Origin of the sequence: Agrobacterium sp. SUL3, from assembly GCF_001263295.1 — a bacterium.
GTDB classification, from domain to species: domain Bacteria; phylum Pseudomonadota; class Alphaproteobacteria; order Rhizobiales; family Rhizobiaceae; genus Agrobacterium; species Agrobacterium tomkonis.
On record NZ_KQ414507.1, the window covers coordinates 57,630 to 78,969 of the forward strand.

Below are 21,340 nucleotides of genomic sequence, written 5' to 3' on the forward strand. Positions count from 1 at the left end.
GACGCGGGAAAAACACAAGATTAGATTTTGCGGGTGATTGTCTGGCGTCAGCGCCATTTCCGCGATCTTAAAAAATCAAATAACTGAAATTAATAGATTTTTTCTAAAATCACGCATCGTTAAAAATCGCTGAAGCGTGTGAATTTGTCATTTGTCGTGATGCTGCGCCGCAAAAAGAGAGGGGGTGCTGCCTTGTCGCAGTGAATGAAATCACCGCGGCAAGGTCGCTTAACGGCGGAAATGAGGCGCGTTTTTCCGCGAATTTTCTAACCTTGGGTTGCAGTATCCCGCATGCGCCGCGTTTTCACCATTCCGAAGATTTTCCCCAGCAGCGCGCGTTCCGTCAACAGGATCAGCACCGCATAGATGACGCCGCCGACGGCAGCACCGACGAGAACCTGAAGGGTGGCGCTTGGCACACGGTCTGCAAGCATATGAAGCAGATAACGCACCGAAACAGCCATGATCAACGCTGCGATCATTGGCCTGCTGCTGACATAAAGGCCGCGGAGAAACGGCGTGTCGCTCGCCTTGAACACCGCCCAGGAATAGGCGACCAGCGTTACCGCATTGACGATGCAGAGCCACACCATGGCATCGATCAGCGTGCCATAAATCGCGGCGAGCCAGACCGCGACGGTAGTGACGATGGCGCGGATCGTCGCCGACCAGAACAGCACACGGCCGTACCCCGCGCCCTTCAAATAGGGGATGAAGGTGCTGCACGGCGTCAGAATGGCTTTTGACAGAGCCAGAAGCCCGAGAACCGGCCAGGCATAGGCCCAGTTCTGCCCGAAGATGACCAGCATGGCCGGTTCGGCCACGGCCCAGAGGCCGAACATCATCGGCGCCAGCAGCACGGTCAGCACCTGCGTGCTGAACATCAGCGCATCGCGACGACGTTGCGGATCGTCCATCATGCGGCTGAAGGCGGGAAACAACACGCCCATGACCGCCGAGAGCACCACCTGGTTGGGAATGCTGGCAAAGCGGTTGGAGGCGGAATAGGCGCCGGCATCGGCAAGGCCAAGATGCCGGGCGATGACCACCATCGGTGACTGGAAGGTGACGAAATTGGCGATTTCCGAGCCCATCAGCCCGGAGCTGAAGCCGAGAAGCGGCACCAGACGGCGCGGTTTCATGACGAAGCGCGGGCAATAGCGCGAAACGGCATAAAGCCCGACAAGCCGGATGAGGGCCGCCGCAAAAAGCTGGATGATGAGCGCCCAGACCCCGAAGCCGAGAAGCGCCAAAGCCACGGCGACCACCGCCGCAATGCTTTCTGACGCCATGCTCCAGAGCGCGTCCTTGCTGAAGTTCATGCGTCGGGCCAAGAGCGAATAGGCGACATCGCCCGCGAGCTGCAGCGGAATGAGGAAGGCCATGATGCGCAGCAGGTAAGCGCTCTCCACTGCGCCCAGCAGACCGCCGAAAAATTCCGCGAAGATGTAGAGAACGGCGGCCATGGTGCAGGAAATCGCCAGATTGGCCCAGAAGACGGTATGGATCGTATCCATATCCTCTTCCTTTTCGACGATCAGCGCAGAGGTCAGCCCCGCGCCGGCAATCATGGTCAGAAACTGTACAACCGTAAGTCCTACCGCAACCACGCCGAATTCTTCCGGGGAAAGCAGTCTTGCAAGAATGGGGACCGTGACAAACTTAAGCCCGAATGTCCCTGTTTTTGACAGGACGCTCCACCCCACATTGGTGGTGATGGTCTTTACATTTGGAGCTGGGGGCATACAAGCATCCTGTTTCTGGAGGCCGGCGGGGAGGATCGCCGGTTGGGAGTTGCCGATACCATCGGGGCCGCTTTTAGGATCGGGCCCGACACTTCTTGATCAACGCAAGGGGCGAAACAATGGCAAGATTTACTGTCGTCATTCCCTATTACCAAAAGCAGCACGGAATTCTTGGACGTGCACTCGCATCGGTTTTTGCGCAGACTTACCAGGATTTCGATCTTGTCATCGTCGATGACGAATCGCCATATCCGATCGAAAGCGAACTTGCGGAACTTTCGCAGGGTGAGAAAGACCGGATTCTTGTCATTAAGCAGGCCAATGGCGGGCCTGGCGGCGCGCGCAATACCGGTCTCGACAATGTGCCCGATGGTAGCGATTACGTAGCTTTTCTCGATTCGGACGATATCTGGACACCCGATCATCTGCGCAATGCCGCCTTCGCGCTAGAGACCTATGGCGGCGAGTGCTATTGGGCGTCGATGCAGGCAAGTGACGAATTTTATTACCATTTCGCCATTTCAGAATTGGAAAAGAACGAAGGTGCGGCAAGGCTTTCCAAGAAGCCGCTGGTGATCGAACTCCCGGATCTCGCAAGCGTCATGCTGCGGAACTGGAGTTTCCTGCACCTCTCCTGCATGGTGATTGGCCGCCCGCTGTTTGAAAAGATACGCTTCGATCCGGCGCTGAGATTGGCTGCGGAAGATGTACTGTTTTTCTGCGATTCCATCCTTGCATCGAAGCGGACGCTGCTCTGTGACGATGCCGGTGCGATGCGCGGCATGGGGGTCAATATCTTCCACAGCATCGATAATGCCTCGCCGGAATTCCTGCGTCAGCAGTTCAATACCTGGGTGGCGCTCGACACTCTGGAGGGACGTTTTTCCCGCCGGCCGGCCGATGTGGCATCGATCGCTTCCTATAAAAACACGGCCCGCAAACAGGCGCTGTGGAGCCAGGCGGGCAATCTGAAACGGCGTAAAATTCCCGAATTCGGGCTGCTCTTGAAATGGGCAATGCGCGATCCCGCACTGCTGCGCGCCGCTTTTGAGCTCGGCGCAGGAAAAATCGTTCGTACAAGATGAGCGAATTCTTGCCCGCAAGAATTTATATGTTTTTCACCCAGGAGTGACCTCATGAAACCTTACCACTGGGAATCGCATCACGGCAATTTCGGTGACGATCTCAATCTGTGGCTGTGGGATTTTCTGCTTCCAGGCCTGCGCGACGTGCATGACGACGTCATGCTTGTCGGCGTCGGCACCGTGCTGAACGACACCCTGCTGCCGGCAAAACAGCGTAAGCTGGTCATCGGCAGCGGTTATGGCTATGGCGCGGTGCCGGATACGGGCACCGGGTTCTGGGATATTCGCTGTGTGCGCGGCGAAAAAACCGCCGCCAAGCTCGGGCTTGCGCCGGAAATGGGCATCGTCGATCCCGCCGTCATGGTCACCGAGATGCCGGACTTCAAAGGCCTGCCGAAACTCCACAAGAAGACCTTCGTTCCCCATTGGGAGTCGGCGGAATTTGGCATGTGGGAAACGGTCTGCGAACCGGCGGGGCTGACCTATCTAGACCCGCGCGGCGAGGCGAAATCGGTCATCCGCGCCATTGCCCAATCGGAATTCATCGTCGCCGAATCCATGCATGGCGCAATCCTTGCCGATGCGTTCCGCGTGCCATGGGTCGCAGTCAGCACATCCCCCTCGATCAACAGCTTCAAATGGAGTGATTGGGCAGGCACCGTCGGCGTGGAATATCAGCCGCGTTACGTGCCTGTTTCCACCCGTGCCGAGGCGGCAAAAAAGGGCTCGCGCTTCTGGGGCATGAATTTTCCGCCGCCGCCAGCCCCCGTCATTGCCGAGGCCGGCTCCGTTTCGGCGCATGGGGGCCCGGCGCATGAAGGCGATGTGCTGGTCAGGCCGCAGGAAAGCCAGTCAACGTCGTTGCGCAAGCTGGCCAAGCAGGTGCTGGCTGCACCTTCCACGCTCGCGCTCTGGCAGGCAAGCCGGGCGGAACCACGTCTCAGCCCGGATGGCAGGCTGGAAGAGCGCAAGGAGCGTTTTTCCGCCGTTCTGGAAACGATCAAGCGCGATTATCTTTGAGGGTGAAGAGCGGATGCGGCAGAGAATTTTCTGCCGCATTTGCTTGAGGATGCCATCCTCTAACGTCTCCATCGTCATGCTCGGGCCTGTCCCGAGCATCTGCAACCGACCGATTATACGATACGTGCGTAGATCCTCGGGACAAGCCCGAGGATGACGGCGGAGAATTGGCCGAGGTTGTCTTTCTCCTTACGAAACCGGCGTCCCCTCCAGAAGATATCGAACATCCCGTACGGGCTGCGACGGCTTGCGGAAACGCGCGGTCTTGTCGGTCAGGATACCGCGCGTGATGGCGGGCAGGGCGGGCAGGCGTGCAAGTGCGTGGGTTAGCGCGCCGCCCATGCCTTTCTGCTTTTTCGCATCGAGAAAATGGCGAAGCTCGAATTTGGCGCGGATATGTTTTTCATGTTCTCGAAGGATCGCCGCCTCGTTGGCGGACAGCCTGCAGCCGGCGAGGATGGACCTGTCCGCCTCGTATAAGCGGCGAAGGTCCTCGGTGCTGTGACGCCCGCTCAGCGAATTGCCGCGCACGATTGCGCCGTAACCGCAATGGCGGATGACCTTGTAGCGGGCGCCGGCGGCAAGAGCGCGAACGTAAAGCTCGTAATCTTCGCCCAGCCGCAGGGCCTCGTCGTAGCGCAGCGCATGTTTGTCGAGAAAGTCGCGGCGTATCACCGGTTTCAGGAAACCTGTCTCTCCGCGCTCCACGCCGGGCCTGGAAATATTGCCTTCCACGAATTCCGCAAGCGACAGAAACCGGGCCTCAGGTTCGAAGCGGGCCGGCTGCATGGAGGATGCGCCCGGAACCGATTGCTGGATGAAGGCGATATTGTCGGCGACCAGATCCCAGTCGTCATCGGCCAGCATGGCGGTGAAACGGCCCCTGAAAAAGAAGTCATCCGCATCGAGAATGCTGATAAGCGGCGCAGATGAAATTGAGATCGCATGGTTGCGGGCAGCGGAAGGCCCGCGGTTGACGTCGAATCGCACCACCCGCAAGCGACCGCTACCGTCATCTGCCGCATGCGCGACATCGCTTGTCGTATCGGTGGAACCATCGTCGATCACCACCACTTCGCCGACCTCCGGTTCCACAAGCGCGGAGCGGATGGCGATATCGATCGTTTCGGATGCATTTTTCGCAGCGATGATGACGCAAATGGGCTGTGAACCACTCACCATGGGATGTCCTTTTGCTTTGACGACCGTCAGGATTTGGCCAGCAGAAAGTGTCAGGGATGTGGATGCAAGCGATTTTTTTGCGACGCAATAAAAGCCGATGCTTGAAAGCTTACATATCGGTGAGTTTCGCGCCATGCGGCGGGGCGCTTTTGGCTGTTTCGGCCGTCATGGTTTCAGCGCTGCGATCATGTGCGAATGTCTCACGCAACCGGCGCTTTTCGCGGGCGACCAGAACCAGAATTGCAATAAAATAACCGACTTGCAGAAGGACGGCGCAGATGAGGGTCTGGATGAACGCCGTATAGAACGACCCGTGAATGAAATATGTAGCAACCGCAAAGGTAAGCAACGCACCGATCATGCTGAAAAAAACACGAGGTGCATACATGGTGCTCTCCTCCCGAGAACGATTTCTCCGTTTTTGGCTGCGCTGCGGCATTTTTTTTCTTTGCAAGAAATATACGATGAGACTGGTGTTGTTTCAACACACATATACTTCTTCTATCTGGCGCAGCATGAAATTTCGGTAATCTTGATTGGTAAATTCCTTGGTAATCGATGTTTTCCCTCTCTCGGGTCTGTTTTGAAACCCGGTTTCTGGCTTCGGACAGGCATAGAATCGCTCTTTGATCGGCTATTGCGGGTTGTCTGCGCCGCCCTGCAGACTTCGTTAACCATCTCGCCTTTAAAAAGTCGGTATTGATTCCTCGAAGAGCAGGGTGCCCGCGTGACGACGAGTTCAGAAGTAATCGCCTTTCCGGCAAAGAACCGCATTGCCGACGTAAAACGGTGTGCAACCATGCTTGACCGTCTGCATGGTGTGGAGGCGAATGATTTCTGGCGCAGGGAGTGCCGTGAACTGGCCGCCTATCTGACGGGATTGGGCTATGAAGACGCTGCCATGCGGCGCGAGGTGATGGAATTTCAAAACGCGGTGCAGGCCGAATTGTGGTCCGGCGATGCTGCCCCCGAGGCTCGTCGCGATAGCCATTGAGGCTTTAAGTTTTCTCATAAAAAAGCCGGCGTCTGCTTTGCACCGCCGGCTTTTTTGTTGGCGTCCGCCTTGGCTTCAGGAGGCGCTGGCGCCGCGTGTGCGGGCAACACCATCGAGCGCCGGCTTGTATTTCGGATCGAGCCGCGCCGCGTGGGAATAGGACTTGGCGGCCTTGGCCATCTCGCCGCGCCGCTCATAGACCAACGCCTGGTTGGCCCAGGATTCGGCGACATTGCCATCAAGCGAAATAGCGTGATTGAAATCCGCGAATGCGTTTTCGTCGTCGTTCAAGGCGACATAGGAGAGGCCACGGCCGTTATAGGGTTCCGGCGAGGTGGAAGACAGGGAAATCGCCTTGGAGAAGTCCTCGATGGCCTGGGCGTGCTGGTTGCGCAGCTGGTAGATCAAGCCGCGATTGTGCCATGCGCGTCCATCCGTGGTTTCAAGCTGGATGGCGCGGGAGAAATCGTCGAACGCTTCGTTGACCCGTCCCGACTGGCGGTAAAGATTGCCACGGCCGATCAGCGCCACATCATAGCTCGCATTGATCTGCAGGGCGGCGTTATAATCCTGCAGGGCCTGCTGCTGCTGACCGGAGTTGCGATAAACGAGCGCGCGGTTGGCGTAAGCCTGATAGAAGCGCGGGTTCAGCTGCAATGCCTTGTTGAAGTCTTCGATGGCGCGGCGGGAATCACCCGCGCGGCCGTAAGCCGAGCCACGGACATTGTAGCCTTCCGGATCCTGCGGATTGGCGTTGATGACCGAGGTGAGCGAGGCGATGTTTTCCTGCGAGCCCTGGGCGCGGTCGATCCTGAACACGTCTTCCGTCTGGTTGGATGTCGCGCAACCGGAAAGACCGGCGAGCACGGTGCAGACGACCAGAGAAGCACGAAACCCTCTGTTGTTTTTCAATGGCACCCGCCGCGTGGAGGCATCGGAGTTTTTCACAACACAGGCATCGACAGCGATCATTCGGTGTGGGTTCCCTCGCAGGCCGGTCTCATAATCGTTGTCCCACGATTTGTCTCCGACCACAAACACAAAGAGCGGCGGCGAATTGATCGCCCCCGCCCAACAAGCATTCAAAAACGTCCAAAAGACGGCCTATTAACGGCTCGCGCGCGGGGCCGCAATCAGACCTTCGCGCTGTGCGCGCTTGCGTGCCAGCTTGCGAACGCGGCGAACGGCTTCAGCCTTTTCGCGGGCGCGCTTCTGGGAGGGCTTTTCGTAATAATCGCGCATTTTCATTTCACGGAAAATGCCTTCGCGCTGCATCTTTTTCTTGAGGGCGCGAAGCGCCTGATCAACGTTATTGTCGCGGACTAGTACCTGCACGTTAAACCCGTTCCTTTAGTTTGGTTATCTTGCTGTGCGAATAAAGGCATTCGCACGCAAACACAAAATCGTTCGCTTGGCCTTTTTAGCCGTGCGATTGGTGTCGTGCATTATCAGATCATTTACGCCAAGTCCAGCCGATAACCCGCAAACAACAGCTAAAATGCGACCCCTCCGCCATTCTCGCGGTCATGTCGAAACAAAAGCATTGCGGCGTCGCAAAATGGATATTGCCTCCCATCCCGATTTGCCATGTGTATGATGCGGGCCGGAACTATGCTTCCGGTTTCTGGCCGGTTCTTGAGGAGCAGATTGCGAATGCGCAAATATTCCGTTTTTGCCGTGGCGCGTGAGGCGCTCAGGGGTCATAAAGGCTGGGATGCGCAATGGGCATCACCCGAGCCGCGCAAGGATTATGACGTCATCATCATCGGCGGCGGCGGCCACGGTCTGGGGGCGGCCTATTATCTTGCCAAGGAACACGGCATCACCAATGTCGCGGTGCTGGAAAAGGGCTGGCTTGGCGGCGGCAATACCGGCCGCAACACCACCATCATCCGTTCCAACTATCTCTATGAAGAGAGCATGGATATTTACGAGCATTCCCTCAAACTGTGGGAAGGCCTGAGCCAGGATCTCAATTACAACGTCATGTATTCAGCGCGTGGCGTGATGATGTTGTCGCACAATATTCACGACCGGCAGTCCTTCAGCCGGCACATCAATGCCAACCGTCTCTATGGTATCGACAATGAGTGGCTGACGCCCGAACAGGCCAAAGCCTATTGTCCGCCGCTCGATATTTCCGGCAATGCGCGTTATCCGATCAATGGCGCAGCACTCCAGCGCCGTGGCGGCACGGCGCGCCACGATGCGGTGGCCTGGGGTTATGCCCGCGCCGCCTCCGATCGCGGTGTGCACATCATCCAGAATTGCGAGGTCACGGCCATCAGGCGCGGGCCGGACGGGGCAGTGACGGGTGTAGAAACCAATCGCGGTTTCATCGGCGCCAAGAAGATCGGCGTTTCCGCCGCCGGCCACTCCTCGGTTCTCATGAAGATGGCGGATGTGCGGGTGCCCCTGCATTCCAACCCGCTGCAGGCGCTGGTGTCAGAGCCGCTGAAGCCGATCTTCCCTTGCGTCGTGATGTCCAACACGGTGCACGCCTATATTTCGCAGTCCGACAAGGGGGAACTGGTCATCGGCGCTGGCACGGACCAGTATAATTCCTATTCCCAGACCGGCGGCCTGCAGATCATCACCCATACGCTCGATGCCATCTGCGAGCTGTTCCCGATCTTCCGTCGTGTCAAGATGATGCGCCAATGGGGCGGCATTACCGACAACACGCCCGACCGTTCGGCCATCCAGAGCGTGACGCCGGTGCCGAACCTCTTTGTCAATTGCGGCTGGGGTACGGGTGGTTTCAAGGCGACGCCGGGTTCGGCCAATCTCTTTGCCCATCTCATCGCCCGCGGTGAGCCGCATCGCCTTGCCGCCGGGCTGACACTCGACCGGTTCCGCACCGGCCGGCTCATCGATGAGGCCGCCGCTGCCGCGGTGGCGCATTGATGCTGGCGGCGGCTGTGCTCGCGATCAATATATCTGGCGCGGTCGCGGTCGTGCCCGTCGGCAGCATCATTCCCGAGGCCGAGGATTTTCGCAGTCAAAAAATTGCGAAGATGCAGGGTGAGAAAGACTGGCCTTTCGTGGCGGAAAAAGGCCTGCTGCTGTGTGCTCCAAGTCTCGCGGACAAGATGGTCTATTTCGTCGGCGAGAAGGAGGATGGCGAGCAGGACTATCCCTTCGCAATCGATACCGACATGATGGCGGTTGCCATCGTCAATATGGGCCGGGCCTCGGCGCTACGCCCCTTCGATAATTTCGCGCAGCTTCTGACGCGGCTTTCCCCCTTTGTTGCGATGGGAAAGCGGCTATGTGACCAACCCGCCGGAAGCGTCCTTCCGGAAAATTCTCTCTAGGTGGAGCGACGATGCTTCTGATCCATTGCCCCTATTGCGGGGAAGACCGTTCCGAACTGGAATTCCGCTGGGCGGGCGAAGCCCATATCGCTCGGCCGGAAAACATCGCCGATATCTCGGACGAGGCTTTCGCCGAATATTTCTTCATCCGCGACAATGACAAGGGTCTCGTTTTTGAGCGCTGGCGGCATATCCATGGCTGCGGCCGGTTCTTTAACGCCGCCCGCGATTCCGTCAGCGATAAATTCCTGATGACCTACAGGGCCGGCGAGCCGAAGCCGGATGTCGAGACTGTCCTGTCTGGAGAAAAGGGAGCCGGGCAATGAGCGGCGATTACCGTATAAAGGGCGCTGGCCGCCTGACGCCGGCCAGAACGGCGCGTTTCACCTTCGACGGCAAGATTTATTCCGCGCTGGAAGGCGACACGGTTGCCTCAGCGCTTCTCGCAAACGGCGTGCATTTGATCGGCCGCTCGTTTAAATATCACCGGCCGCGTGGTTTCCTGTCTGCAGGGCCGGAAGAGCCGAATGCGCTGATCGACGTCTCACGCGATAGCATGCGCAAGCAGCCGAATGTGCGCGCAACGGTGCAGGATGTGTTCGACGGTGCAATCATCGCCTCGCAGAACCGCTTTCCGTCGCTGTCCTTCGATATCAGCGCGATCAACGACTTCCTTTCGCCGATGTTTGCAGCTGGCTTCTACTACAAGACTTTCATGTGGCCGAAGGCCGCCTGGCACAAGATCTATGAACCGATCATCCGCCGCGCTGCCGGTCTCGGCAAGGTGCCGCGCGAACCCGATGCGGATCATTATTCCGGCCGTTATGCCCATTGTGACCTGCTGGTGGCCGGTGGTGGTGTTGCCGGTCTGACGGCAGCGCTGGCTGCGGCGAATACCGGCGCCAGCGTCATTCTGGTGGATGAGAATGCCGAAATCGGCGGCGCGCTGCGCTTCGACACGGGAGCGGTTATCGATGGCCTGCCCGGCTATGAGTGGGCGCAGAAGGTTCTCGCCGAACTGAAGTCCCTGCCTAACGTCCGGGTTCTGACCCGCACGACAGCCTTCGGTTATTACAACCACAATTTCGTGGCGCTGGCAGAGCGCGTGACCGATCACCTCGCCACGCCCGCCAGACACCAGCCGCGCGAGCGGCTGTGGCAGGTGCGCGCCAAAAAAGTCGTTCTGGCGGCGGGCGCGATCGAGCGCCACATGGTCTTCGCCAATAATGACCGTCCGGGCATCATGCTGGCATCGGCGGCACGCACATATCTCAATCACTACGGGGTGGCTGTCGGCCACAATGTCGGTGTCTACACCGCCCATGATTCAGCCTATGAAACGGCTTTCGACCTGAAGAAGGCCGGCGTGAAGATCGCCGCCATCGTCGATTGCCGCGAGAACCCGGATCGGCGGTTGCTGGATGAGGCGCGGGCGCTCGGCATCGAAGTGTTGGCGGGCCACAGCGTTTATAATACGGCCGGGCGTCTGCGCGTGTCGTCCATGACCGTTGGCCGCAATGGTGGCTCCAACAAACGCAAGATCGCCATTGATGCGCTAGTCGTTTCCGCCGGCTGGACGCCGTCGGTACATCTCTTTTCGCAATCACGCGGCAAGCTGAAGTTTGACGCGGCTAACCAACGCTTCCTGCCCGATATCCACGTTCAGGACTGTGTTTCCGTCGGCACCTGCAACGGCACGGACGACCTTGCGGCGGTGATTGCCGAAGCGGCCGCTGCTGGCGGTTCCGCTGTGGAGTTTTCCGGCGAGAATGCCCGTGGCTGGACCGGCGGTATGATCGGCGCTGCCGAAGGCGCGGGTGAGGGCACCGGCGTCAAGGCTTTCATCGACTTCCAGCATGATGTCTGCGCCAAGGATATCCGCCTTGCCGTGCGTGAGGGCATGCATTCCGTCGAGCACATCAAACGCTTCACCACCAATGGCATGGCGTCGGATCAGGGCAAGATGTCCAATATGCACGGTCTCGCCATTGCATCCGAAGCGCTGGGTCGGGATTTGCCCAAGGTCGGCCTCACCACGTTCCGTCAGCCCTATACGCCGGTTACCTTCGGTACGCTGATCAACCATTCGCGCGGCGCATTGTTCGATCCGGCCCGCAAGACGCCGATGCACGACGAAGAGGCGGCGGCAGGTGCGGTGTTCGAGGATGTCGGAAACTGGAAGCGCGCCTGGTTCTTCCCGCGTGCGGGCGAGGACATGCACGAAGCAATCAACCGCGAGTGCAAGATGGTGCGAGACAGCGTTGGCGTCTTCGATGCCTCGACGCTCGGCAAGATCGAGGTGGTCGGCCCTGACGCGGCGAAGTTTCTCAACCTTATCTACACCAATGCCTGGGATACGCTGAAACCCGGCCGCTGCCGTTATGGTATCATGACCCGTGAAGACGGCTTCGTTTACGATGACGGCGTCGTCGGGCGTCTTGCCGAGGACCGCTTCCACGTGACGACGACGACGGGCGGCGCGCCGCGTGTTCTGCAGCACATGGAGGATTATCTCCAGACCGAATTCCCCGATCTCAATGTCTGGCTGACCTCGGCCACCGAACAATGGGCTGTCATTGCCGTGCAGGGGCCGAAGGCGCGGGAGGTAATCGCTCCCTTCGTCGAGGGTATCGACCTTTCACCGGAAGCCTTCCCGCATATGGCGGTGGCCGAGGGCAAGTTCTGCGGCGTGCCGACGCGGCTTTTTCGCGTCTCTTTCACCGGCGAGCTTGGTTTCGAAATCAACGTTCCGGCCGATTACGGCGCAGCCGTCTGGTCTGCCATCCGGGAAAGGGCCGAAGCCGTTGGCGGTTGCCTTTATGGCACCGAAACCATGCATATCCTGCGTGCCGAAAAGGGCTATATCATCGTCGGGCAGGATACCGACGGCACGGTGACGCCTGACGATGCCGGGCTCAGCTGGGCGGTTTCCAAGAAGAAGACGGATTTCGTCGGTATTCGCGGTCTTAAGCGCCTTGATCTCACGCGCTCCGGCCGCAAGCAGCTGGTGGGTCTGAAGACGAAGGACAGGCTGACCGTTCCGGAAGAGGGCGGCCAGATCGTTGTCGATCCGAACCAGCCGAAACCCATGACCATGCTCGGCCATGTGACATCCGCCTACTGGTCGGCAAATCTCGGCCATTCCATCGCCTTTGCGCTGGTGGCGGATGGCAGGGCGCGTTTGGGCGAAACACTCTATATCCCGCTCGCCGATAAAACCATTGCCGTCGAAGTGACCGACATGGTCTTTCTCGACAAGGAAGGGGCCCGTCTCAATGGCTGATATGCTTCACGCAAAACGCAAATCCGTGCTTGAGGATTTCCATGGTGGCTCGCCCTTCGTCTCGCTGAAACCTGCCGCTTCCGCATCGCGGCTGTCGCTGCGCGCGCGGGAAAGCGCTGTGCCGGCCCTTTCGGAAGCGCTTGGTCTTTCCTTGCCCACCAGCCCGAAAAGCGCCGTCACCTCGGGTCTGCGCTCTGCTCTCTGGCTCGGCCCGGATGAATGGCTGGTGATCGATCAGAGCGAAAGCGACCTGATGGCAGTGCTCTCCGGCGTCTCCGGCCTGTTTTCGGCAACCGACATTTCTCACCGTAATACGGCTATCATCGTCTCCGGCCCCGGTGCGGAGGCCGCACTCAATGCCGGTTGCCCGCAGGATCTGTCTCTGACACGATTCCCGGTCGGCGCCTGCTCGCGCACGGTTTTCGGCAAGGCGGAAGTGGTTCTGCTACGCGTGACCGACGATACGTTCCGGGTGGAATGCTGGCGTTCCTTCGCCGACTATGTCGGCGGGCTGCTGCAGGAGGCGGCTGAGGATGTGGCGGTTTAAATCCGCTGGTTTTTCCAGCCGTGCCATTCCACCCAACGCCCGTGAAAATCGGCTCGGCCGATTTCCTGTTTCTCGCCAGTCGGCCAGATTTGCAGGGTAATCGCGGCGCTGCCCGGCGTCTGGTCCGCTTCCATCTGCAGGCGGGCAAGCGGAGCCTCCGGCGTTGCGCGGGCGCCTGCCTCCGCAATCAAGGCTTCTCCGGTCTGCTTCAAGGCATCCGGCAGATATTGCCAGGCGACGGAATGGTAGATGACATGGGTGGCGCCCGAATGCGGTGTGGCAAGGCGTCGTTTCAGCCAGTCGATCGCATCGGCCTTTTCGACGTGTAAGCCGTTCTCCACAGCAATCTGTAGAGCCGCTGCCGTTCGCTCCAGCCTGTCGGTCTGGTCAGCCCAGACATAGGACATCAAGCGCAGGCGATCCTCGGCGGATGACGGGTCGAGCGGGTTGAGATCGCAGCCGGCGCGCTCGATGACCTCAATCCGACGATCGGGCGGCGATGCGTTTCCGCGCCATTCCGGCGAAAGAAAGACATCCGACTTGTCACCCCATGCGAGGTCGCCCAGTCGATACTGGTAACGGTCAAATTGCAGGTTCAGCCCGGCGCTGGCGCCAACTTCCGAAAGCGCCAGCGGCTTGCCGGCGAGCGCTGCAATCGTCAGAAACCCCGGCAGCAGCACTGCGGAACGCCGCACTTCGTTGGTCTGCGGTGGTGATTTCAACCTCTCGAGGATAAAGGCTGCATGAAAGCGCAACGCATCTGCGCAGGCCTGCCACAGCGTATCGTCGTTTTCGGGTGCGATATCGACAAGCGGCGTGATCTTGTCCTCAATGGCAAGCGCGTGCAGGGCGCCCGCCAGCCGCAAGGGAACGGAATCGCCGGAGGGGCCGACATCGCCCGGCCAGGACAGGATTTTCTGGCCCACTTCCGTCTGGCGGTCCAGCCGCGCCGAGACTGCGCGGCAAAGCCTTGCGGTAAAGGGCGAGCCGAGGCTGTCGCAAGCCCTCGCCTGAACGAGAAACGCATTTCTTACGGCTTCATCATGCATGCGGTCTCTCCCTTGGTCCGTGGGTCAGATATCGTCCGGCCTGTCCTCCGGATTGAACTGGGTGATTGTCGTCCAGCGGGCGGTGAGCGCCGGCTTTCTTTCGTTTTCAATCTCCACTGTCACGTCATAGGTCGTCATCAGCATGGCGGCGCCGCGAAAGCGGGCTTCCGCCAGGATGAACCGGCCGCGCACCCGCGCACCACTTTTAACCGGCGCGACGAAACGCACGGCGTCGAAGCCGTAATTGAGGCCCATGATCTGCTCGCGAATAGGGGGCACGGCGTCGTAATACAGCGCCGAAAGCAAAGACAGCGTCAGGAACCCATGCGCGATAGTACCGCCGAAGGGGCTTTCCGCTTTGGCGCGCTCCGGGTCCGTGTGGATGAACTGTTCGTCCAAAGTTGCTTTTGCGAAGGCGTCAATCATCGTCTGATCCACGATGATCCAGTCGGAAACGCCCATTTCCGTGCCGACGAGACTTTTAATCTCCGCCAGCCCTATGTCCTTTGCCATAATGTCTCTTTCCGGTTGCGTCGCACGCCATATAAAGGTGCCGGTGCCAGGCGATCAACCGCGCAGATAAAACACCACCGAACGGGCAGGCAGGAAAGCGGGATTACCGAAATCTGTGCCGATAGCTCTCCAGCCATTGCCGGGCAAGGTAAAGGGCACAATCTCGCGGCTGCGGTTGATGAGCACCGCGAGTTCGACCTCGTTTCCCCTCTCGTGATCGGAGGTGGAAAGTACCATGGCGAAGGCCGGTCCGTCCGGTCTTTCCCAGTCCGAAACCGTCATGGGTTCGCCGCCGGGAGCAAGCCACGCCACATCGTCCTTGCCGGAGAAAAATGCGGTTTGCGAAAACACGCTGAAGCGTTTGCGCAGTGCGGAAAGAAACGCGGTGTGATCGATCAGTTCCGGGGAAAGCGATGACCAGTCGACCCAGTTGATCTCATTGTCCTGACAATAGGCGTTGTTGTTGCCCTGCTGGCTGCGGCCGCCCTCATCGCCAGCGGTGAGCATCAATGCGCCGCGGCTGACGAAAAGCGTGGAAAGCAGCGCCTTCACATCAGCAAGGCGCGCAGCGACAATGGCGGGATCATCGCTTGGGCCTTCTACGCCATTGTTCCAGGAATGGTTTTCATTGTGGCCGTCGCGATTGTTTTCGCCGTTTTTTTCATTGTGCTTGTGTTCGTGGCTGACGAGATCGAACAGCGTGAAGCCGTCATGGGCGGCAAGGAAATTGACGCTGCGGCTTCTTGAGCGGCCATGGCGTGAAAAGATCGGCGACGAACCGGATAGTGCATCGGCGAGCGCCCCGGTGGTTCCCGCATCACCGCGCCAGAACCGGCGCATATCGTCACGGGCACGGTCGTTCCATTCCAGAAAGCTTTCGGGGAAATTGCCGAGCTGGTAACCGCCGGGGCCGATATCCCATGGTTCGGCGATCAGCACACGGTCGTGAAGCACTGCGTCCGAATGCATGGCATCAAGCGTTTCGCTGGCCATATCGAAGCCATTGGCCGTTCGACCGAGCACGGGTGCCAGATCGAAACGGAAGCCGTCCACACCAGCATTCACGACAAAATGCCTGAGCGCATCGATGATGAGCTGGCGCACATAGGGATGATCGCAGGCGACCGTATTGCCGGTGCCGGTATCATTAATGAGCAAGCCCGGTTCTCCGGGCGGGTGTCGAAAGGCGGTGAGATTGTCGAGGCCACGCAACGACAAAACCGACCCTTCAATGTCGCTCTCACCGGTATGGTTGAAGACCAGATCGAGAATGACGCCTATACCTTCCGCATGCAGCGCGGCTACCGTATCGCGTAATTCCCGCACGCCGCCGGGGCAGAGGCGCGGATCGAGCGCCATGAAGCCGACCGGGTTGTAGCCCCAGGCATTGGAAAGGCCGAGCGGCGGCAGGTGCCGCTCGTCGATCCAGGCAGTGATCGGCATCAGTTCCACGGCATCCACGCCGATTTTTTTCAGGTGCGCGATGATGGCGGGATGAGCCAGCGCCGCGACGGTGCCCCTTATGTTTTCCGGCACTTCGGGATGCAATTTGCTGAAGGATTTGATCGCAAGTTCGTAAATCAGCCCGCCTTCGACAAAAAGCGGCGCCTGGCGTTTGGGCGGTTCGTATTGTGAAAGGATCGCCTTGGGCATGATGCCGCCCGTGTCTTCGCCAAAAGCGTATAGCGCCGGATCGTGCCGGAAGGGGCGGTCGATCTCCGTGGCATAGGGGTCGAGCAGCAGTTTTGATGGATCGAACCACAGGCCGTGTTCGGGGGCGTAAATTCCGTGGGCGCGGTAACCGTATCGCGTGCCGGAACCGGTGTCCGTCACCGTCAAACGGTGAATATCATCCTCTCCGCGCTTCATTGGCAGACGGGCGGTCTCCTTTTCACCGGCTGCATCGAAAAGGCAAAGATCGATCTGGGAAGCGTGCCGGGAATAGACCGTGAATTCCGTTCCGTTTTCCGTCTGGATTGCGCCTTTGGGGAAAACGGGTGGGTTCTGCATGGATCGCCTCCGATGGGGATGATGTTTTTTCTCAAAGGCATCGGCTGGATTGGAGGAGGCTTATGCTCTCACCCCAAACTCAAAAGGGCTGAAACCTCTCTTCCGTCATCCTCGGGTCAACCCCGAGGATGACGCCGAATGTGGCGAAGGGTGTGTCACCCCGATAAGCTGCCTTGCCAGATGCCTATTGCGCGGCGCGCGCTCCCGGAAGAGACGCGCGCCGTGGCAATTTCACGTAATAACGCTCGGTTCGTTGCGGCCAGTATGGGCCTTGATACCGGCGATCGTATCGGCAACGGCAATCAGGTCGGCCAGCGCCTCCTGGGTTTCTATGCCGTGGCGGGCCGCATCCGCCTCGTAACGCTCAACGTAAAGCCTCAGCGTCGCGCCTGCCGTGCCGGTGCCGGAAAGGCGCAGCACGATGCGCGAACCGCCCTCGAACAGGATGCGGATGCCCTGATTTTTGCTCACCGACTGATCGACAGGATCGTGATAGGCAAAATCATCCGCAGCCGCGACCTTCAGATTGCCGTAGCTGGTGCCGGGAAGTGTGGCGAGTTTTTCGCGCAGCGTGGCGACCAGCGTGTTGGCGGCGTCTGAATCAACTTCTTCATAGTCATGGCGGGAATAATAGTTGCGGCCATATTCGGCCCAGTGCCTGGTGACGATGTCTTTTACGCTTTCCTTGCGGGCGGCGACGATGTTCAGCCAGAACAGCACGGCCCAGAGGCCATCCTTTTCACGCACATGGTTGGAGCCGGTGCCAAAACTTTCCTCGCCACAGATCGTTACCTTGCCGGCGTCCATGAGGTTGCCGAAGAATTTCCAGCCGGTCGGCGTCTCATACATGCCAAGCCCGAGCTTTTCGGCGACACGGTCCGCTGCGGCACTTGTTGGCATGGAGCGGGCAATGCCGGAAATGCCGGCGGCATAACCGGGCGCCAGTTTGGCATTGGCCGCGATGATGGCGAGGCTGTCGGAGGGGGTGACGAACATGCCCTTGCCGACAACCATGTTGCGGTCGCCATCGCCATCGGAAGCCGCACCGAAATCCGGTCCCTGCGGGCTCATGACATCGTCATAAAGCTCCTTGGCGTGGACAAGGTTGGGGTCTGGATGGTGTCCGCCGAAATCCGGCAGCGGCGTTGCGTTGCGGACAGAGCCTTTTGGCGCGCCGAGGCGCTTTTCGATGATGTCCACGGCATAAGGGCCGGTAACGGCGCTCATGGAATCGACCACGACCTTGAAGCCGCCGGCAATCAGCGCACGGATCGCATCGAAATCGAAGAGCTCTTCCATCAGGGCGGCGTAATCGGTGACCGGATCGATCACCTCCACCGTCAGCTCATCGACTTTGAAGCTGCCCACCTTGTCGAGATCGATATCGGCGGCATCGGAAATCCTGTAGCTGTCGATGACCTTGGAACGGGCATAGATCGCGTCGGTGATCTTTTCCGGTGCCGGGCCGCCATTGCCGATATTGTATTTGATGCCGAAATCTTCGTTCGGGCCGCCGGGATTGTGGCTGGCGGAAAGAACGATGCCGCCAAAGGCCTTGTATTTGCGGATAATGTTGGAGGCGGCCGGCGTGGAAAGAATGCCGCCCTGACCGACCAGAACCTTGCCGAAACCGGCAGCGGCGGCCATCTTGATCGCCTTCTGGATAACTTCCCGGTTGTAATAACGGCCGTCGCCGCCGATCACCAGCGTCTGGCCCTGAAAACCTTCCAGTGCGTCGAAGATCGACTGGATGAAATTCTCGGCGTAATTTTCCTGGGCGAAGACTGGCACCTTCTTGCGCAGGCCGGAAGTGCCCGGCTTCTGGTCCTGATAGGGCTTGGTCTTGATAGTCTTGATCATTGTTTCAATGGCCTTTCGAAATAAGCTGGCTGTAAAGCGCGGCGTAAAGACCGGCGCTTTTTTCCCAGGAAACATCGGATTTCATTCCGAGTTTCTGCATTTGTGTCCATAGTTTCGGGTCGTGGTAATAACGCACGGTCCGGCGGATCGCCTGTTTGAGACCATCGAGCGTGACGGGGGAAAATTGCACGCCGGTCGCTGCCTTGCTGGCAAGGGCGGCGTGATTGGCGTCGATCACGGTGTCGGCAAGGCCGCCGGTGCGGGCAACCACCGGAATACAGCCGTAACGCAGTGCGTAAAGCTGCGTGAGGCCGCAGGGTTCGAAGCGCGAGGGAATGATGATCGCATCGCAGCCCGCCTGCATCAGATGCGACAGGGGTTCGTTATAACCGATGGCAACGCCGACACGGCCGTGGTGGCGGGATGCGGCCGCCAGAAGCGCGCCTTCCAGCGCCACTTCGCCCGCGCCGAGCACGACGAGACGACCGCCGAGGGCAACGATCTCGTCCACGGCTTCCGCCATGAGGTCGATGCCCTTCTGCCAGGTGAGGCGGGAAATGATGCAGAAAAGCGGGCTGTCGTCATCATCGATGCGGAAATGCTCAGCGACCGCCTTCTTGTTCAGCGCGCGGTTCTTGAGATTGGCGGCGGAATAATTGTCGTGGATCAGATGGTCGGTGGCCGGGTTCCAGACATCGGCGTCGATGCCGTTGACGATGCCGTGCAGCACATGGGCGCGGCTGCTGATCACTCCCTCCAGCCCCATGCCGAATTGCGGGGTCAGGATTTCCTCTGCGTAAGACGGGCTGACGGTGCTGAGCGCCGTCGCAGTCTGCAGGCCGCCCTTGAGGAAACTGACATCATTATAATATTCGATGCCCTCCATGCCGAAGGCATGGGCAGGTAGTGCCAGGCGGCTGAAGATGTTGGCACCGAACTGGCCCTGGAAGGCGATGTTGTGGATGGTGAGAAGGCTCGGAATCTCAGGCGTTTCGGCATAACGCATATAGACCGGTGTCATGGCGGCCTGCCAGTCATGGGCGTGCACCATATCCGGCCGCCAGCCGGGAAGCACACCGGCGGCAATACGGGCCGCCGCCAGCGACAACGCCGCAAAACGTTTCCAATTATCAGGATAATCCTTGCCGGCCTGATTGAGATAAGGGCCACCGGACCGTTCGTAATAAGCGGGTGCATCGAGAATGAGGAGATCCAACCCTTCGTGCCGCACCTCGAGCACCTCGGCTTTTTCACCGAGCAGATCGGAAAATTCGAAACATTTGACGGGGTCCGTCACGGCGGCTTTCACCGCCGGATAGCCGGGTATCAATGTTCGCGTTCTGACGCCATGGGCTTCGAGCGCGATGGGCAGCGCGCCGACAACGTCGGCGAGCCCTCCGGTCTTGATCAGGGGATAGATTTCGGATGAAACCGAAAGGACATTCATGGGCTCTACAGGTCCAGCTTGTCGATCATCGATTGGGTGATAAGGCAAATGCCATTTTCAGTGCGGCGGAAACGTTTGGCATCCAGTTCTGGGTCTTCTCCTACAATCAGTCCTTCCGGAATGACCACGCCATGGTCGATGACGACATTGCTGAGCTGGGCATGACGCCCGATCTTCACACTCGGCAGTACTACGGCATTCTCAAGGCGGGAGTATGAATTGGCGCGCACGCCTGTGAACAGAAGGCTGCGCGTGAGGGCCGCACCGGAAATGATGCAATCGCCCGAGACGACCGACGACACGGCCGAACCGCGACGATCCTCGTCATCATGCACGAATTTCGCCGGCGGGGTGATTTCCGCGTAAGTCCAGATCGGCCAGGATTTGTCGTAGATATCGAGGTCGGGCACCACATCCGTCAGGTCGATATTGGCCTGCCAATAGGCATCGATGGTGCCGACATCGCGCCAGTACGGCCCGTGTTCGAAATCCGAGCGCACGCAGGAATCCGCGAAGCGATGGGCGACGGCTTTGCCGTGCTTGACGATATAGGGAATGATGTCCTTGCCGAAATCGCGGCTGGAGGTCGGGTCGGCGGCATCGCGGCGCAGCGCTTCCATCAGGAATTTGGTGTGGAAGACATAAATGCCCATGGAGGCGAGCGCGAAGCCCTCATTGCCGGGAATGCCGGGCGGATCGGCCGGTTTTTCGATGAAGTCGATGATCTCGTCTTTTTCGTTCACATGCATCACACCGAAGCCGGTCGCTTCCATGCGTGGTACTTCGAGGCAGCCGATCGTCACATCCGCACCGGAATCGACATGCTGTTGCAGCATGTATTCGTAATCCATCTTGTAGATGTGATCGCCGGCGAGAATGACCATATATTCCGGCGCATAGGGCTCGATGATGTCGATGTTCTGGTAAACGGCATCGGCGGTGCCTTCATACCATTGCGTTTCGGACACGCGCTGCGAGGCCGGCAGAATGTCGAAGCTTTCATTACGTTCGGGGCGGAAAAAGTCCCAGCCGCGCTGCAGGTGGCGGATGAGCGAATGCGCCTTGTATTGCGTGGCGACGCCGATGCGGCGAATGCCGGAATTGAGCGCGTTGGAGAGCGCAAAATCGATGATGCGCGCCTTGCCGCCGAAATAAACGGCGGGTTTTGCCCGGCGGTCCGTCAGCTCCTTCAGGCGGCTTCCTCTGCCGCCTGCGAGGACATAGGCCATTGCATCACGCGCCAGTGGCTGAACTCTTTTTTCCGACATGGTGTCCTCCCTCTCTGTCT

General features: G+C 59.2%; 19 protein-coding genes. 8 read left to right on the top strand and 11 right to left on the bottom strand.

Annotated features, from left to right (window positions below):
* Positions 1–266 precede the first annotated feature (266 nt).
* The gene (locus AKG12_RS18065; RefSeq protein ID WP_052819941.1) at positions 267–1,745 is read right to left on the bottom strand and encodes a lipopolysaccharide biosynthesis protein; all 1,479 of its coding nucleotides are present in this window, start codon (positions 1,743–1,745) and stop codon (positions 267–269) included.
* 119 nt (positions 1,746–1,864) lie between these two features.
* On the opposite strand from AKG12_RS18065, the gene AKG12_RS18070 reads away from it, so the two are divergent.
* Both AKG12_RS18070 and AKG12_RS18075 read left to right on the top strand, forming a co-directional pair.
* Positions 1,865–2,830 (top strand): glycosyltransferase family A protein, encoded by a 966-nt coding sequence (locus AKG12_RS18070; protein WP_052819942.1) that lies wholly within the window; start codon positions 1,865–1,867, stop codon positions 2,828–2,830.
* Positions 2,831–2,881: 51 nt separating this feature from the next.
* Entirely contained in the window at positions 2,882–3,850 is a 969-nt protein-coding gene (locus AKG12_RS18075; protein WP_052819943.1) for a polysaccharide pyruvyl transferase family protein, read from the top strand.
* 189 nt (positions 3,851–4,039) lie between these two features.
* Here AKG12_RS18075 and AKG12_RS18080 read toward each other — a convergent pair whose 3' ends face one another.
* Together AKG12_RS18080 and AKG12_RS18085 are read right to left on the bottom strand one after the other, a co-directional pair.
* Complete coding sequence (locus tag AKG12_RS18080; RefSeq protein ID WP_052819944.1) at positions 4,040–5,032, bottom strand: glycosyltransferase family 2 protein; 993 nt, start codon at positions 5,030–5,032, stop codon at positions 4,040–4,042.
* Between the two features lie 109 nt (positions 5,033–5,141).
* Positions 5,142–5,420 (bottom strand): exopolysaccharide production repressor protein, encoded by a 279-nt coding sequence (locus AKG12_RS18085; RefSeq protein ID WP_046801677.1) that lies wholly within the window; start codon positions 5,418–5,420, stop codon positions 5,142–5,144.
* A gap of 339 nt (positions 5,421–5,759) precedes the next feature.
* Between AKG12_RS18085 and AKG12_RS18090 the strand changes: the two genes are divergently transcribed.
* Positions 5,760–6,026, top strand: a complete 267-nt coding sequence (locus AKG12_RS18090; RefSeq protein ID WP_052819945.1) for a DUF6074 family protein — start codon at positions 5,760–5,762, stop codon at positions 6,024–6,026.
* Positions 6,027–6,101: 75 nt separating this feature from the next.
* Here AKG12_RS18090 and AKG12_RS18095 read toward each other — a convergent pair whose 3' ends face one another.
* Both AKG12_RS18095 and rpsU read right to left on the bottom strand, forming a co-directional pair.
* Complete coding sequence (locus AKG12_RS18095; protein ID WP_046801679.1) at positions 6,102–6,998, bottom strand: tetratricopeptide repeat protein; 897 nt, start codon at positions 6,996–6,998, stop codon at positions 6,102–6,104.
* Positions 6,999–7,133: 135 nt separating this feature from the next.
* Complete coding sequence (gene rpsU / locus AKG12_RS18100) at positions 7,134–7,361, bottom strand: 30S ribosomal protein S21 (RefSeq protein ID WP_006313768.1); 228 nt, start codon at positions 7,359–7,361, stop codon at positions 7,134–7,136.
* A gap of 318 nt (positions 7,362–7,679) precedes the next feature.
* Between rpsU and AKG12_RS18105 the strand changes: the two genes are divergently transcribed.
* The 5 genes from AKG12_RS18105 to AKG12_RS18125 are packed head-to-tail and all read left to right on the top strand — an operon-like array spanning position 7,680 to position 13,173.
* Entirely contained in the window at positions 7,680–8,933 is a 1,254-nt protein-coding gene (locus AKG12_RS18105) for a sarcosine oxidase subunit beta family protein (RefSeq protein ID WP_046801680.1), read from the top strand.
* Positions 8,933–9,343: a hypothetical protein gene (locus AKG12_RS18110; RefSeq protein ID WP_046801681.1), complete on the top strand. Its 411-nt coding sequence runs from the start codon at positions 8,933–8,935 to the stop codon at positions 9,341–9,343. Before AKG12_RS18105 ends, AKG12_RS18110 begins: the two co-directional genes overlap by 1 nt.
* Before the next feature lie 11 nt (positions 9,344–9,354).
* Positions 9,355–9,669: a sarcosine oxidase subunit delta gene (locus AKG12_RS18115; protein WP_052819946.1), complete on the top strand. Its 315-nt coding sequence runs from the start codon at positions 9,355–9,357 to the stop codon at positions 9,667–9,669.
* Complete coding sequence (locus AKG12_RS18120) at positions 9,666–12,626, top strand: sarcosine oxidase subunit alpha (protein WP_052819947.1); 2,961 nt, start codon at positions 9,666–9,668, stop codon at positions 12,624–12,626. The genes AKG12_RS18115 and AKG12_RS18120 overlap by 4 nt, the downstream gene beginning before the upstream one ends.
* On the top strand, positions 12,619–13,173 hold the full coding sequence (locus AKG12_RS18125; protein ID WP_052819948.1) for a sarcosine oxidase subunit gamma: 555 nt from the start codon (positions 12,619–12,621) through the stop codon (positions 13,171–13,173). The genes AKG12_RS18120 and AKG12_RS18125 overlap by 8 nt, the downstream gene beginning before the upstream one ends.
* Here the strand turns inward: AKG12_RS18125 and AKG12_RS18130 are convergent.
* From AKG12_RS18130 to glgC, 6 genes are all read right to left on the bottom strand, one after another.
* Positions 13,170–14,222 carry a DUF2332 domain-containing protein gene (locus AKG12_RS18130; RefSeq protein WP_052819949.1) on the bottom strand — a complete coding sequence of 351 codons (1,053 nt, stop codon included), beginning with the start codon at positions 14,220–14,222 and terminating at the stop codon, positions 13,170–13,172. The two genes, AKG12_RS18125 and AKG12_RS18130, sit on opposite strands and share 4 nt — an antisense overlap.
* A 24-nt stretch (positions 14,223–14,246) precedes the next feature.
* Positions 14,247–14,735, bottom strand: coding sequence for a MaoC family dehydratase (locus tag AKG12_RS18135; protein WP_046801687.1), 489 nt, complete (start codon positions 14,733–14,735; stop codon positions 14,247–14,249).
* 54 nt (positions 14,736–14,789) lie between these two features.
* Complete coding sequence (glgX, locus tag AKG12_RS18140; RefSeq protein WP_052819950.1) at positions 14,790–16,745, bottom strand: glycogen debranching protein GlgX; 1,956 nt, start codon at positions 16,743–16,745, stop codon at positions 14,790–14,792.
* A 231-nt stretch (positions 16,746–16,976) separates the two neighbouring features.
* Entirely contained in the window at positions 16,977–18,605 is a 1,629-nt protein-coding gene (locus AKG12_RS18145) for an alpha-D-glucose phosphate-specific phosphoglucomutase (RefSeq protein ID WP_052819951.1), read from the bottom strand.
* 4 nt (positions 18,606–18,609) lie between these two features.
* A complete protein-coding gene (gene glgA / locus AKG12_RS18150; protein WP_046801690.1) occupies positions 18,610–20,052 on the bottom strand; it encodes a glycogen synthase GlgA in 1,443 nt (480 codons plus the stop codon).
* A 5-nt stretch (positions 20,053–20,057) separates the two neighbouring features.
* The gene (gene glgC / locus AKG12_RS18155) at positions 20,058–21,320 is read right to left on the bottom strand and encodes a glucose-1-phosphate adenylyltransferase (RefSeq protein ID WP_046801691.1); all 1,263 of its coding nucleotides are present in this window, start codon (positions 21,318–21,320) and stop codon (positions 20,058–20,060) included.
* Positions 21,321–21,340 lie beyond the last annotated feature (20 nt).

Excerpts from the sequence above, each read along its gene's own strand:
- AKG12_RS18075 (WP_052819943.1), top strand. The coding sequence starts at position 2,882 with ATGAAACCTTACCACTGGGAATCGCATCACGGCAATTTCGGTGACGAT.
- AKG12_RS18145 (WP_052819951.1), bottom strand. The coding sequence starts at position 18,605 with ATGATCAAGACTATCAAGACCAAGCCCTATCAGGACCAGAAGCCGGGC.
- glgX (WP_052819950.1), bottom strand. The coding sequence starts at position 16,745 with ATGCAGAACCCACCCGTTTTCCCCAAAGGCGCAATCCAGACGGAAAAC.
- AKG12_RS18130 (WP_052819949.1), bottom strand. The coding sequence starts at position 14,222 with ATGCATGATGAAGCCGTAAGAAATGCGTTTCTCGTTCAGGCGAGGGCT.
- AKG12_RS18065 (WP_052819941.1), bottom strand. The coding sequence starts at position 1,745 with ATGCCCCCAGCTCCAAATGTAAAGACCATCACCACCAATGTGGGGTGG.
- AKG12_RS18105 (WP_046801680.1), top strand. The coding sequence starts at position 7,680 with ATGCGCAAATATTCCGTTTTTGCCGTGGCGCGTGAGGCGCTCAGGGGT.
- glgC (WP_046801691.1), bottom strand. The coding sequence starts at position 21,320 with ATGTCGGAAAAAAGAGTTCAGCCACTGGCGCGTGATGCAATGGCCTAT.
- AKG12_RS18085 (WP_046801677.1), bottom strand. The coding sequence starts at position 5,420 with ATGTATGCACCTCGTGTTTTTTTCAGCATGATCGGTGCGTTGCTTACC.
- AKG12_RS18095 (WP_046801679.1), bottom strand. The coding sequence starts at position 6,998 with ATGATCGCTGTCGATGCCTGTGTTGTGAAAAACTCCGATGCCTCCACG.
- AKG12_RS18115 (WP_052819946.1), top strand. The coding sequence starts at position 9,355 with ATGCTTCTGATCCATTGCCCCTATTGCGGGGAAGACCGTTCCGAACTG.
- AKG12_RS18070 (WP_052819942.1), top strand. The coding sequence starts at position 1,865 with ATGGCAAGATTTACTGTCGTCATTCCCTATTACCAAAAGCAGCACGGA.
- AKG12_RS18135 (WP_046801687.1), bottom strand. The coding sequence starts at position 14,735 with ATGGCAAAGGACATAGGGCTGGCGGAGATTAAAAGTCTCGTCGGCACG.
- AKG12_RS18110 (WP_046801681.1), top strand. The coding sequence starts at position 8,933 with ATGCTGGCGGCGGCTGTGCTCGCGATCAATATATCTGGCGCGGTCGCG.
- AKG12_RS18120 (WP_052819947.1), top strand. The coding sequence starts at position 9,666 with ATGAGCGGCGATTACCGTATAAAGGGCGCTGGCCGCCTGACGCCGGCC.
- AKG12_RS18080 (WP_052819944.1), bottom strand. The coding sequence starts at position 5,032 with ATGGTGAGTGGTTCACAGCCCATTTGCGTCATCATCGCTGCGAAAAAT.
- glgA (WP_046801690.1), bottom strand. The coding sequence starts at position 20,052 with ATGAATGTCCTTTCGGTTTCATCCGAAATCTATCCCCTGATCAAGACC.
- AKG12_RS18125 (WP_052819948.1), top strand. The coding sequence starts at position 12,619 with ATGGCTGATATGCTTCACGCAAAACGCAAATCCGTGCTTGAGGATTTC.